Genomic DNA, 13,706 nt, shown 5'->3' with positions numbered 1-13,706 from the left:
CTCCCCTACTCCCCTACTCCCCTCACAAATCATTGCTCTGCGGCAGGATCACCAGATCCCGAATGGTGATGTTTCTCGGTCGCGTCAGCATGAACAGGACGGCGTCGGCGACCTCGGTGGGCTGCATCAGGCCACCGGCCGCCAGCTCGTCTTCGAGCTTCTGCTTCGGCCAATCGCTGATCAGCGCGGTCACCACCGGCCCCGGCGCCACCGCGCCGACGCGCAGGCCGTGCTTGGCGACCTGCCGGCGCAGCGTATGGACGAAGGCCTGGATGGCGTGCTTGGAGGCCGTGTAGACCGGTTCCCAGACGACAGGGACGAGGCCCGCGATCGAGCTGGTGACGATGATGTCGCCGGTCTTGCGTTCGACCATATGCGGCAGCACCGCGTGCACCGAGCGGAACACCGAGTTGATGTTGAGGTTCAGCATGCGGTCCCAGGCATCCGGATCGCCGTTAAGGATCTCGCCGCCCACATAGGAGCCGGCATTGGCGTGGAAGATGTCGAGCTGGCCGGCCTTTTCGAGGATGCCGGGCATCATGGTCGCCAGGCTTGCCGGGCTGGTGAGGTCGACCACCAGCGGGATCGCGCCGTCGCCGAGCTCGGCGACCACCTCCTTCAGCCTGTCCTCCGCGCGGTCGACCAGCACGACGCGGGCGCCGGCGGCGAGCATCGCCCTGGCGCATTCGAGGCCGATGCCCGACGCCGCGCCGGTGACCGCGGCGACTTTTCCCGAAAGATTGTGAGCCATGTGTACCCTTCTCGTTTGAACTGTTCAGGCGCGGCCGTGCGATGCACGGGAGCGGCGCGCGAGGGAGTCGACGATCACGGCGATGGCCAGAACGGCACCGGTGATCATGTAACGAAGCGACGAGGACAGATCGAGCAGCGTCAGGCCGCTGGCGATCGACTGGATGACGATGATGCCGAGCAGCGCGGAATAGGCGCTGCCGCGGCCGCCGAACAGGCTGGTGCCGCCGATGACCGCGGCCGCGATCGCGTTCAGGTTGACGTCGCCGGTGCCGGCCTGCTGGCTGGCGGAAGCAAGCCTGGCGGCCGCAAGCACGCCGCCCAGCGCGGCAAAGAGCGAGCACAGCGCGAAGGCGCTGAGATAGATGGCGCGCACCTTTATGCCGGCACGGCGCGCCGCCTCGCGGTTGCCGCCGACGGCGGTCATCGAGCGTCCCCATTTGGTCCGGGTCAGCGCATAGTTCATCGCCACGACGAGGCCGACGAACAGGCCGAACATCCACGGAATGCCGCGCGACTGGTTGAGGTAGGCGACGATCAGCTCGAGGCCGACGGTTATGACGGCGACGCGCACGATGAGCCCGGTCGCGGACGGTGCCGACAGGTTGGCCGCCCGGCGGCGGGCGAAGGTGCGAAGCCCGGAGATCAGCAGCGCCAGGCCCGGGATCGCTGCCAGCGTGTACGATACCCATTTCGGCATCACCATCAGCTGGCCGAAATCCACCAAAGCGGAGCCGTATGGCAGGTTGATCGAGCCGGTGGAGCCGAGAATGTAGAGCTGCATGCCCAGCACCGCGAGCAAGCCGGCCAGCGTCGAAACGAAGCTCGGCATGCCCAGACGGTTGAACAAAAGGGCATAGAGCGAGCCGATCAGGGCGCCGAAGGCGAGCGCCGCCAGGATGGCGAGCGCGACCGGCCATCCCTGGTTGACCCAGAGCGTGCCGACTATCGCGGAGGCGAAGCCGCTGATCGAGCCGACGGAAAGGTCGATCTCGCCGACCATCAGCACGCAGACGATGCCGAGCGCGATGACGCCGACCGTCGAGCAGTCGAAGAGAAGATTGACCAGATTGCTGCTGGAGACGAAGACGGGGTTGAGGCTGGTGAAGACAGTCCAGATGACCACAAGGCCGACGATGACCGGCAGCGAACCGAGATCGCCGCTACGCACGCGGTCGAGGAAGGCGCGGAGCGCGCCGCCGAAGCCGGCTTCATGCTTCACCCGCGCGTCGGCGCGGTCGAGCGCCATCGGGCCGGAGGTGCTTTTCTCTGCCGTCATGGACCCTGCTCCCCCGCCGGTGCGCTGCCGCTGTGATCGCGCTCCATGCGCAGGCGCTCGACGCGGCGCGACACCGCGTTGTTGGACGCGCCGGTGATGGCGCTCACCAGATCCTGGTTCGAGGCGTCGGGCTCGAAGACCCCGTTGTTGCGCCCCAGCCGCAGCACCACGATGCGGTCGGCGACGGCGCGGACATCCTCCATGTTGTGGCTGATCATCACGACGCCGAGGCCGCGCGCGCGGACGCGGTCGATGAGGTTGAGCACTTCAGCCGTCTGGGCGACGCCAAGCGCCGCGGTCGGCTCGTCGAGCAGGATGAGTTTCGGCTCGAGCAGCAGCGAGCGCGCGATGGCGACCGTCTGGCGCTGGCCGCCGGACAGCGAGGCGACCGCCTCGCGCACGCTCGGGATGCGCGCCGACAATTCGTTGAGCAGCGTCCAGGCGCGCATCTCCATCGCCACCTCATCCAGCCGCAGCGGACTGAGCTCGTTGCCGAGGAAAATATTGGCGACCACATCGAGGTTTTCGCAGAGCGCCAGGTCCTGGAACACTGTGGCGATGCCGAGCGTCAGCGCCGCGCGCGGGTCGGGCAGCGTGACGGGCTTGCCGCGGAAATTGATCGTTCCCGCGCTCGGCTGATGCACGCCTGCGAGGATCTTGACCAGCGTCGACTTGCCGGCGCCGTTGTCGCCGACCAGCGCGACGACCTCGCCGGCATGGACATCGAAATCGATATCGGTCAGCGCCGAAACGGCGCCGAAATTCTTCGATATGCCGCGCAGGCTGAGCACCAGCTCGCCGACGGAAGCCGACTCTTCAAGACTCTCACTCATGCGCCGCCTTTCTTGACAGTCGTTCGTTGGACATCCGGCCGCCAAGGAGCGGCCGGATGCCCATATGGATCACTTCGTGATGCCGAGCTTCTTGCAGCCCTCGGCATAGCGATCGACGCAGAGTTCGGCCGCCGTGTTGATCTTCTTGTCAATGATCTCGGCCTTGAGGTTCTCCTGCGTCACCACCGCCGGCGTGAACAGCTGCGAGGGCGTGTCGTAGAGCGTCATCTCTGCCTTCGGCTTCTCGCCCGACAACAGCTTGACGGCGACGTTGGCCGCGGCCGCCGCAACGATCTCGCTCGGCTTGGAGATGGTGTTGTACTGGTCGCCGGCGATGATCAGCTGCAGCGCCGCGATGGTCGCGTCATTGCCGGTCACCGGCGGAACCGGATCGACGCCTGCTGCCTTGAAAGCGGCGATCGCGCCGCCGCCAGTGCCGTCATTGGCCGCGACGACGCCGAGGATTTTGGTGCCGAAGCGGGTGATCTGGCCGCTCGCCCATTGCTGTGCTTTCGGCGGCGCCCATTCCGGCGTGTCGAACTCGGCCAGGATCGGATAGCCGCTGTTGTCGAGGCCTTCGTGGATGCCCTTCTTGATCAGGCCGGCGGCAGCGTCGGTCGGCGAGCCGTTGATCTGCAGCAGGCCGCCGCCGGCCGGGTCGACCTTCAGAGCCTTGAGGTGCTCGACCAGCGAGTCGGCGATAGCCTTGCCGATGCCTTCATTGTTGAAGGAGACGTAGAAATCGGCGGGCGCCGTCGGGATGGGCCGGTCATAGGCGATCACCTTGACGCCCTGGCTCTGGGCGAGCTTCACCAGCGAGGCGGCGGCGGTCGAATCGACCGGGTCGAGGACGATCGCCTTGGCGCCCTGCGAGATCACCGAATTGAACTGCTGCTGCTGGCGCGCCGCATCGGCGTCGGCGTTTTGATAAATCACCTTGCAGCCAGGGCAGAGCTTCTTCATCTCGGCAACGAAGCCGGGATAGTCGTGCTGCTCGTAGCGGGTCGACGCCTGGTCGGGCATCAGGAAGGCAACCGTAGCATCGGTTACCGTGTCGGCGAAGGCCGCGGTGCTGCCGAGCAGCGAGACCGCGAAAACGGCCGCGATCGTCGATTTAAAGGCAAACGGCGATTTCCAAGCATGTCTGGTCATTCGAATGTCTCCGTTTCGAGAAATGGTTTCACGAGGACCTGCGCGGTGGACGACGCGCCAGGCCTTGACTGCATGTCGAACTGTTGGGAGGAGTATTGTCAGCGGCCGAGGATCGATCCGATCCCGGTAACTCTACAAGCATCCTCCTGAACGTGCTGGATTCGGAACAAACGATCTCCAGCACAGGGTGCTCCGCACCCCGCGTCCTTCCTTCCCTGAATCTCTTGTTGTTTGACCAATTACGGACGGAGGCTACGGCAAGTTCGCCGCGTTCAACCGCTTCGCAATTGCTCTAGGCTCCTCCCGCTTCCTCCCTGTTAGGCGGCTATCTCCGCGTTGATATTCTCAGCCAATAAGGCCCTGAAGCGCGAAGGCGACATGCCTTTCTGCGCCAGGAACTGACGGTTGAAATTCGAGATGTTGTTGTAGCCGGCGGCGTAGCAGATTTCGGTGATCGACATCTGGTCCTCGCTCATCAGCAGCTGACAGGCAAGGTTGATGCGCAGGCGGTTGACATACTGCACCAGTGCCATTCCGGTGTGGCGGCGGAAGCTGCGCGAGAAGGCGCTCGGGCTGCGCCCGGCGATCTCGGCAAGCGTCCCTTCGCTGAAAGGCTCGGTCAGGTGGCAGTTGATATAGGCGAGCGCCTGATTGATGCCGGCCGACATGAAGCCGGAGGGATCGGGCAGATAGCCGGCGCTAGCCAAAGTGCGGACGTCGCCGGCGCGGTTCAATATATCGAGCACGGCCATGAACAGCGACAGGCGGCGCACGCCCTGCGCCTCGGTCAGTTCCGCCAGCAGGGGCGCCACGAGCTCAGCCGTCGCCGGCGAGAACAGCGCCCCGCGGCGGCTGGTTTCGAGGATGCCGGCGCAGGCGCCAAGTTCGGGCAAGGCGGCGGAGGCGCCGGCGATGAATTCTTCCGAGAACTGGACCACACGGCCGCGCAGCGGCACGGTTTCGCCCGGCGGCACGTCGCTGACCCAGTTGTGCGGCAAATTGGGCCCGGTGAGCACCAGATTGCCCGGCTCGAACTCGCCGATGAAGTCGCCGACGAAATAGCGGCCGGTGGTGGCGACGACCAGATGCAGCTCGTATTCGGGATGGAAGTGCCAGCGCACGGTGCGGAAAGGATAGCCGTGGGCCCAGGCCTTGAACGACTCTCCCTGTCTGATCTGGACGACTTCCAGGTCCGGATTCATCTTCATTTCCTCCCCGCGCGGGTCCGGTCTTGGGACCGGTTGCTGCGCTTCGTCAGGCAGGCCTGTGTATTCCCACTGGCCGCCGTGATTGAAGCTTAGGCGGCAATTGAAACGCCTGCCACCACGGCTTGTCCACCCGACCGATACTTTTTTGACGTTTCGGAGCAGGTCGAAGCAGCCGATGTCTTGAAAGCACTTCGTTAACCATAGCGGTTCAGGATCGTTCTCTGGTCAGTGGGGACACCCTGATTGAAAAAGCCGGCGCGCCCTCTTCGCCGCCTGGCGCTTCTCGCGGCAGCGATTGCGCTGGGCACGGCGGCAAAGGCCTCGGATTTCTCCGAGCCGTGGAAGAATGCCGACCGGCCGCTGGTCATCGACGCCTATGAATACAATTCGATCGACTGGCAGCAGCTCGTCACCGACAAGCGTGTCGCCGGCTTCATCAACAAGGCGTCCGACGGGCTGCCGCCGCCCTATTTCTGCTTCGGCGCCGAAGCCGACATCAAACTCTGCAAGGCGCAGTGGAAGCGCTATGCGGTGACGCGCGAATTGTTCCAGACGCGCAAGGTGGTGGCGAAGGCGCTCGGCCTGAAATGGGGCGCCTATCACCTGGCGCGGCCCGGCAACCCGGTCGAGCAGGCCAATAATTTCATCGATTTCGCCGAGCCGGCGCCCGACGAGCTGATGGCCCTCGACATCGAAGGCATCGATGCAACGCAATGGATGTCGCTTGAGGACGCGGAAGAATTCGTGCGCCAGGTGCATCGCCGCCTCGGCCGCTTCCCGGTGCTCTATGTCAACGGCAAGACCGCCCAGTATATCGCCGACAACCGCTACCAATATCGGCTCCTGTCGCGGCTGCCGCTCTGGTATGCGCGCTACAAGCCGGACATCGACGTGCATTTCCCGATGGGCAACTGGCAGGGCTATGCGCTCTGGCAATTCGCCGCGCACACCAATTGCGGCCGCTTCCGTTGCCCCTACCGCGTGCCCGGCACGCCCAACGACATCGACGTCAGCGTCGCGCCCATGAGCGCCGACGAATTGCGCCGGCAATGGGCTTTTGGCGGCCTGCTCGACGTGCCGGCCGACTACCTCGCCTCGATCCCGGTGCCGATTTCGCGTGAGATGGCGCTGGCCGGCAAGGTGACGATCACCTATGCCGACGTGGCGGCGCCGCCGACCTTCGAGGAGATGGTGGCGGTGCTCGGTGCGCGCTGGGCGACATTCCGCGACGGATTCCGCATGCCGGTGGTAAAGACGGTGCCGCGGCGCGCCGGCTTCGGCATCGCGCAATATGTCGCCTGGAAACGCTCCGGACAGCGCACGCCCGAGCAGATCGACGCGGCCTTCGCCGCTGCCGCCGATCCGGTCAGCACCGCCTCGACGGCGCTCGACAGCGCCAGGCGCTGACTTCTTCCAAGAGCCGACCTCTTCCCGGAGCCGAGAGACATCAGCGATGGCTGCCCAGGCTGGCATACATGCCTGTGGTGCGAAACTGCGTCGGATTGATGCCGTAACACCGGCGAAAGACCTTGGAGAAGTAGTTCGCGTCCTCGAAGCCGCACAGCACCGCGACTTCCTTGACCGGCAGGAAATCCGCCTTGGTCAGGAGTTTCGCCGCGCGTTGCAGGCGCTGCTGCAGGACGAATTCGGCCGGCGGCAATCCTTCGCTCTCGGCGAAGCAGCGTGAGAAATGGGCGCGGCTGAGGCCGCTGATTTCAACCAGCTCCGCCACCGGCAGCGGCTTGTCGAGATTGGCGTTGATGTGGTCGATGACAGGCTGCATGGCGCTTTGCTTCTCGGCGAAGGCGTGCGAGCCGAAGACGTCGTCATAAAGCGCCATTGCCGCCTCATAGGCGATCGCCGAGGCCGCGCCTGGCGAAGCGGCGCCCTTGATCAGCCGCAGGCTGCAATCGGCAAGGTGATCGATGGTGGCCGGCTGTAGCCGCAACACCGGGCCCGAGACGCTGAGAATGGACTTGTGGATGCGCAGCGCCTCCTCGCCGTTCATCGAGATCCAGAAATATTCCCAGCGGTCGCCCTTGGCCAACCAGTAGCGATGATTGTGCGGCACCAGAACCAGCAGCGTGTCGTTCGCCTGCAGGCGGTAATTGCGGCTCTCGTAGCGCAATTGACCGGTGCCGCTGATCGTATGCTGGAGCACGGTGAACGGGGTCTGGCCGCGCTTCCTGCCGTCCCAGTCATATGCCTCGTCCTCGCGCAGTTCATAGCCCGTGCTGGTCGGCATGGCATGCAGGCGCTGGCGGCCACGCGGCAGCGAGATCGTCCGCATCAGCTTTCCGTTGGCGATCAGGTCCCGCAGCACAAAATTACCCTCGAAAGCATAATCCTTCTCTGGCCCCCTCGGCGAATAAGCGCATAATCCGGCCCTCAAGAACGCGAAAGACCCGCGGTCGAGGAGCGGGCGGGAGGAGAAAGAGCCGGATTTCCGGCTTTGAATGGCATGCGCGCTGTTGCGCGCGGCCATGTTCTCTCCTTTGCTCCTTGCCTAGCATTCGATTGGATCGAGGTGAAGGTGATGAGTTTCAAAATCGCTATTATCGGCGCCGGCAGCGTCGGCTTCACCAAGAAGCTGTTCACCGACATTTTATGCGTGCCGGAGTTCAAGGATATCGAATTCGCGCTGACCGATGTCAGCGAGCACAATCTGGCGATGATCAAGGCGATCCTCGACAGGATCGTCGAGGCGAACAAGTTGCCGACCAAGGTGACGGCGACCACCAACCGCCGCGAGGCGCTGGAGGGCGCGCGCTATATCATCAGCTGCGTGCGCGTCGGCGGGCTCGAAGCCTATGCCGACGACATCCGCATCCCGCTGAAATACGGCATCGACCAATGCGTCGGCGACACGATCTGCGCCGGCGGCATCCTCTACGGCCAGCGCAACATTCCGGTGATCCTCGACTTCTGCAAGGATATAAGGGAGGTCGCCGCCACCGGCACTAAGTTCCTCAACTACGCCAACCCGATGGCGATGAACACCTGGGCCGCGATCGAATACGGCAAGGTCGACACGGTCGGCCTCTGCCACGGCGTTCAGCATGGCGCCGAGCAGATTGCCCAGGTGCTCGGCGCGAAGTCGCCCAAGGAGCTCGACTATGTCTGCTCCGGCATCAACCACCAGACCTGGTTCATCGAGCTCAAGCTGAACGGCCGGCCGGTCGGCAAGGACGAATTGATCTCCGCCTTCGAGGCGCATCCGGTCTATTCGAAGCAGGAAAAGCTGCGCATCGACGTGCTGAAGCGTTTTGGGGTCTATTCGACCGAAAGCAACGGCCACCTGTCGGAATATCTGCCCTGGTATCGCAAGCGTCCCGACGAGATCGCACGCTGGATCGACATGTCGGACTGGATCCATGGCGAGACGGGCGGCTACCTGCGCTACTCGACCGAAACCCGCAACTGGTTCGAGACGGAATATCCGCAATTTCTCGAAGCGGCCTCGAAACCGATCGACCCGGCAAAACGCTCGAACGAACACGCCAGCCACATTCTCGAAGCGCTGGAGACGAACCGCGTCTATCGCGGCCACTTCAACGTCAAGAACAACGGCGTGATCACCAATCTGCCGCAGGACGCCATCATCGAATCGCCCGGCTTCGTCGACCGGTTCGGCATCAACATGGCCGCCGGCATCACGTTGCCGGAAGCCTGCGCGGCCACCTGCATGGCTTCGATCAACGTCCAGCGCATGTCGGTGCATGCCGCGATCGCCGGCGACATCGACCTGTTGAAGCTCGCCGTGCTGCACGATCCGCTGGTCGGAGCCGTGTCAACGCCGGAAGAGGTCTGGCAGATGGTGGACGAGATGGTCGTCGCGCAGGCTCAATGGCTGCCGCAATATGCGCATGCCGTTCCGGCGGCAAAGGAGCGGCTTTCGAAATCCAAGGTCAAGACGCGTGAATGGGCAGGCGCGGCGCGGCGCAGCGTGCGCTCGATCGAGGAATTGCGCGCCGAGAAGGCGGCACTCAAACAGGCCGGCTGAGATCCGGGCAGGCAGGCGGACATGCAGGAGGCGCGTCCGCCGGATCAGCCGTCCCGAACAAGAGGCGGGCAACAGCAGACATCCAACATCTGGGAGGAGACTATGAGCAACCTGCATAGAATTGGCATCGCCGCCGGGCTGATGCTGAGCGTTTCAGTCCATGCACTCAACGCTTTCGCGTCCGAACCGACCGTGCCGCCGCAGCCGGCGACATTCCCGGCCGAAGGTAAGATCCACTATGTGGCGCGCGACTCCATCCTGGAGTTCAAGGCGCTGCCCGAATATCACGAGCCGGACTGGGTAACGGAGAAATACGTCAAGACCGGCAAGTTGCCGCCGGTCAAGGACAGACTGCCCAAGGAGCCGCTGGTCTTCAAGACCGGCAACATGCCCGACGGCAGCGGCGTCTATGGCGACACGATGCGCCACGTCATCGGCGGCAGGCCGGAAGGCTGGAACTACGGCGCCGGCCAGACGCAAGGCTGGGGCGGCATCGATATCGGCTTGTCCGAATGCCTGACGCGCACGGCGCCGCTGTTCCAGGTCGAGGCCAAGGACACCGAGCCGCTTCCGAACCTCGCCAAGAGCTGGGACTGGTCGAGTGACGGCCACAAGCTCACCATGCATCTGATCGAAGGCGCCAAATGGTCGGACGGCGCGCCCTTCAACGCCGACGACGTCATGTTCTACTGGGATGACGAGGTCGTCGATCCCAACGTCTCGCCGCTGAACGGCGCCACGCCCGAAACCTTCGGCGTCGGCACGACGCTGAAGAAGGTCGACGACTACACCGTCGAGTGGACCTTCAAGGAGGCGTTCCCGCGGCAATATCTCTATGCGATGGCCTACGGCACCTTCTGTCCGGGCCCTTCGCATATCCTGAAGCCGCAGCATCCGAAATATTCGAAGAATACCTACGACCAGTTCAAGAACGCCTTCCCGCCGGATTATATGAACATGCCGGTGATGGGCGCCTGGGTGCCGGTCGAATACCGGCCGGACGATATCATCGTCTTGCGGCGCAACCCCTACTATTGGAAGGTCGACGAAAAGGGCAACCAGCTGCCCTATCTCAACGAGCTGCAATACAAGCTGTCGACCTGGGCCGACCGCGACGTCCAGGCGGTGGCGGGCTCCGGCGACTTCTCGAACCTTGAGCAGCCCGAGAATTTCGTCGCCTCGCTGAAGCGCGCGGCCGACCCGAACGCGCCGGCCCGGCTTGCCTTCGGCCCGCGCCTCATCGGCTACAATCTGCGCATGAATTTCTCCGCCAATGGCTGGGGCAACCCGGACGAACGCGGCCAGGCGCTGCGCGAATTGAACCGCAACGAGGACTTCCGCAAGGCGGTGACCATGGCGCTCGACCGCAAGGCGCTGGGCGACTCGCTGGTCAAGGGTCCGTTTACCGCCATCTATCCGGGCGGCTTCTCGTCGGGCACCAGCTTCTATGACCGCAAATCGACGGTCTACTATCCGTTCGATCTCAAAGGCGCCAAGGCCGAGCTTGCCAAGGCCGGGCTGAAGGACACCGACGGCGACGGCATCGTGAACTTCCCGGCCGGCACCGCCGGCGGCAAGAATGTCGAGATCGTGATGCTGGTCAACAACGACTACACCACCGACAAGAGCCTCGCCGAAGGCGTCGTCGCGCAGATGGAAAAGCTCGGGCTGAGGGTCGTCCTCAACGGGGTCAACGGAACGCAGCGCGACGCCATCCAATATTCCGGCCGCTTCGACTGGCTGATCCGGCGCAACGAGACCGAGCTGACTTCCGTGGTGCAAAACACCGAACAACTTGCTCCCGTCGGCCCGAAGACCAGCTGGAATCACCGCGCGCCGGAAAGCGGCGAAGTCGACCTGATGCCCTTCGAGAAGGACCTCGTGGACATCGTCAACAAGTTCGTGACGACGCAGGACAACGATCAACGTGCCGACCTGATGCGAAAGTTCCAGAAGATATCGACCGAGCATGTCTACAATGTCGGGCTGACCGAGTATCCGGGCGCGCTCATCATCAACAAGCGCTTCTCGAACATCCCGCAAGGCACGCCGATCTACATGTTCAACTGGGCCGAGGATTCGATCATCCGCGAACGTGTCTTCGTCGCTGCCGACAAGCAGGCGAAGCACGAATTGTATCCGGAGGAGCTGCCCGGCAAACCGGGTGACAAGGGTCCGATGTAAGGTTACCTCCCCTGACGAAAAGACGTCCCGCCCCCCCGCGGGGCGGCCCGCGCCGGGGCGCGGCCGGACAACGAAACCTCCGAACGCACCTCAGGGAGCGACCGGCCAGAAAGGAAGCTGACCGCCCATGCTGCGATTCCTGCTTATGCGCATAGCGTCGGCGCTTCCCGTCCTCGCCATCTTGAGCCTCGTCACCTTCGCCATCATCCAGGCGCCGCCCGGCGACTATGCGGATTACATCCGCTCGCAGCTGATCAACCAGGGTGGCGCTTCCTACGCCGAGGCTGAAGCGCAAGCCCAGGCCTACCGCGTCGAGCATGGCCTCGATAAGCCGCTGCCCATCCAGTACCTCAACTGGATCGGCGGCATCATCACCCGCGGCGATTTCGGCTACAGCCTCTACTACAACAAGCCCGTGGCCGATGTGGTGGGCGAGCGCCTGCCGCGCACCTTGCTTCTGGCGCTGGTCTGCCATCTGCTCGCCTCGGTGCTCGGCATCAGCTTCGGCATATGGGCGGCGACGCGGCAGTACAGCTGGATCGATTCGACACTTTCGGCGATCTCGTTCCTCGGCATGACGGTGCCGCGCTTCCTGATGGCGCTGATCATCGTCTATCTCTTGGTCTTCCAGTTCAACGTCTCCGAGATCGGCTCGTTCTTCTCGCCGCAATATGGCGGCGCGCCCTGGTCGTGGGCGAAGTTCGTCGACCTGGTCAAACACGTCTGGCCGGTTGTGGCGATCGCGACCTTCGGCGGCCTCGCCTACAATATGCGCGTCATGCGCGGCAATCTGCTCGACACGCTCAACGCGCAATATGTCGAGACGGCCAAGGCCAAGGGCCTGACCGGCGCCGCCGTCGTCATGCGGCACGCCGTGCCCAACGCGCTGCATCCGCTGGTGATGTATCAGGGCGTGGTGCTGCCCTATATGCTCACCGGCGAGATCGAGACGGCAATCATCTTCGCGCTGCCCACTGTCGGCCCGGCGATCGTCGGCTCGATGGCGGTTGGCGACGTCTATGTCACGGCGACCTTCATGATGGTGCTGTCGGCGACGCTGATCGTCGGCAACATCATCGCCGACATGCTGCTGGTCCTGCTCGACCCGCGCATCCGCCAGTTCGGGGAGCGCTAGATGCTGGCCCGCGATCCCTTACCCCCGCCCCCATCCCTTACGCCCTTGCCGGCCGAAAGCGTCCCGGTGGCCGAAGCCGCGCATGGCAATGAGAGCTACATCGCGCTTGTCTGGCGCCGGCTGAAGCGTTCGTGGACCGGCATGGCCGGGCTTTGCCTGGTCGCGCTCTTGCTTGTCATGGCGGTGTTCGCCGAATTCCTGGCGCCGATGGACCCCAAGGCGACCGACGTCGCCTTCGCGCCGCCGCAACTGCCCGCCTTCCACGACAAGGACGGCAATTTCGTCGCGCGGCCGCGGGTCTATGCGCTGGCCGATTCGGCCGATCTCGATCCGGTCACCTTCCAGCCGATCGTCGGCCCCGACTACGACCATCCAAGGCTGCTCGGCTTCTTCGTCGAAGGCGCGCCCTACAAGCTTCTCGGTCTCATTCCGGCGAACCGGCATTTCTTCGCCTCGATGGACGGCCAGCCGGTGCATTTCCTCGGCACCGACAAGTTCGGCCGCGATGTGCTGTCGCGCGCCATCCACGGCTCGCGCGTGTCGCTGATGATCGCGCTGACGGTGGTCTTCATCATCACGGTCATCGGCACCAGCGTCGGCATGATCTCCGGCTATTTCGGCGGCAAGTTCGATGTCTGGATGCAGCGCTTCGTCGAGCTTGTGCTCGCCTTCCCGCAATTGCCGCTTTATCTGGCGCTGACGACGCTGATCCCGGTCACCGCGCCGACCAATGTCTTTCTCGCCTTCGTCATCATCGTCATGTCGGCGCTGGGCTGGGCACAGATGTCGCGCGAGGTGCGCGGCAAGACGCTGGCGCTGGCGCGGATTGACTATGTGCGCGCCGCCATGGCGGTCGGTGCCACCGACCGGCGCATCATCATGCAGCACATCTTCCCCAATGTGATGAGCCATGTGATCGTCGCCGTGACGCTGGCGATCCCGACGGTGGTGCTGCTCGAATCCTTCCTCGGTTTCCTCGGCTTCGCGGTGAAGCCGCCGCTGATCTCTTGGGGCCTGATGCTGCAGGACACCGCGACCTATTCGGTCATCGGCACCTATCCGTGGATCCTGTCGCCGGTCGGCTTCGTGCTGATCACCGTCTTTGCCTTCAACGCGCTGGGCGACGGCCTGCGCGATGCCGTCGATCCTTATTGAGGTGGCC

Annotated in this window: 11 protein-coding genes; 5 read left to right on the top strand and 6 right to left on the bottom strand. The window is 64.0% G+C overall.

Translation table 11 applies throughout. The annotated features are described in order from the left end of the window. Positions 1–22: 22 nt before the first annotated feature. The 5 genes from LB525_RS21990 to LB525_RS21970 form a co-directional block, all read right to left on the bottom strand. On the bottom strand, positions 23–751 hold the full coding sequence (locus LB525_RS21990) for an SDR family oxidoreductase (protein WP_224547033.1): 729 nt from the start codon (positions 749–751) through the stop codon (positions 23–25). 24 nt (positions 752–775) lie between these two features. Then, on the bottom strand, positions 776–2,029 hold the full coding sequence (locus tag LB525_RS21985; RefSeq protein WP_224547031.1) for a sugar ABC transporter permease: 1,254 nt from the start codon (positions 2,027–2,029) through the stop codon (positions 776–778). Next, positions 2,026–2,862 carry an ATP-binding cassette domain-containing protein gene (locus LB525_RS21980; protein WP_224547029.1) on the bottom strand — a complete coding sequence of 279 codons (837 nt, stop codon included), beginning with the start codon at positions 2,860–2,862 and terminating at the stop codon, positions 2,026–2,028. Before LB525_RS21980 ends, LB525_RS21985 begins: the two co-directional genes overlap by 4 nt. 69 nt (positions 2,863–2,931) lie before the next feature. Beyond that, on the bottom strand, positions 2,932–4,014 hold the full coding sequence (locus tag LB525_RS21975) for a sugar ABC transporter substrate-binding protein (RefSeq protein ID WP_224547027.1): 1,083 nt from the start codon (positions 4,012–4,014) through the stop codon (positions 2,932–2,934). Between the two features lie 317 nt (positions 4,015–4,331). Then, positions 4,332–5,216, bottom strand: a complete 885-nt coding sequence (locus tag LB525_RS21970) for an AraC family transcriptional regulator (protein ID WP_140845837.1) — start codon at positions 5,214–5,216, stop codon at positions 4,332–4,334. A 249-nt stretch (positions 5,217–5,465) separates the two neighbouring features. Between LB525_RS21970 and LB525_RS21965 the strand changes: the two genes are divergently transcribed. Continuing rightward, the gene (locus LB525_RS21965) at positions 5,466–6,629 is read left to right on the top strand and encodes a glycoside hydrolase family 25 protein (protein ID WP_224547025.1); all 1,164 of its coding nucleotides are present in this window, start codon (positions 5,466–5,468) and stop codon (positions 6,627–6,629) included. A 40-nt stretch (positions 6,630–6,669) separates the two neighbouring features. On the opposite strand, the gene LB525_RS21960 is transcribed toward LB525_RS21965, so the two are convergent. Continuing rightward, entirely contained in the window at positions 6,670–7,512 is an 843-nt protein-coding gene (locus tag LB525_RS21960; protein ID WP_140845855.1) for an AraC family transcriptional regulator, read from the bottom strand. A gap of 246 nt (positions 7,513–7,758) precedes the next feature. Here LB525_RS21960 and LB525_RS21955 point away from each other — a divergent pair, with 246 nt between their 5' ends. From LB525_RS21955 to LB525_RS21940, 4 genes are all read left to right on the top strand, one after another. Next, positions 7,759–9,225 (top strand): alpha-glucosidase/alpha-galactosidase, encoded by a 1,467-nt coding sequence (locus tag LB525_RS21955; RefSeq protein WP_224547023.1) that lies wholly within the window; start codon positions 7,759–7,761, stop codon positions 9,223–9,225. 102 nt (positions 9,226–9,327) lie between these two features. Continuing rightward, positions 9,328–11,409: an ABC transporter substrate-binding protein gene (locus tag LB525_RS21950; RefSeq protein WP_224546987.1), complete on the top strand. Its 2,082-nt coding sequence runs from the start codon at positions 9,328–9,330 to the stop codon at positions 11,407–11,409. A gap of 127 nt (positions 11,410–11,536) precedes the next feature. Further along, entirely contained in the window at positions 11,537–12,544 is a 1,008-nt protein-coding gene (locus LB525_RS21945; protein ID WP_224546985.1) for an ABC transporter permease, read from the top strand. After that, entirely contained in the window at positions 12,545–13,699 is a 1,155-nt protein-coding gene (locus LB525_RS21940; RefSeq protein WP_224526461.1) for an ABC transporter permease, read from the top strand. The last annotated feature ends 7 nt before the right edge of the window (positions 13,700–13,706 follow it).

Origin of the sequence: Mesorhizobium sp. CA16 (assembly GCF_020165175.1) — a bacterium.
Taxonomy (GTDB): domain Bacteria; phylum Pseudomonadota; class Alphaproteobacteria; order Rhizobiales; family Rhizobiaceae; genus Mesorhizobium.
The sequence above is the reverse complement of the archived record's forward strand: the minus strand, read 5'-3'. Positions and strand labels throughout refer to the sequence as shown.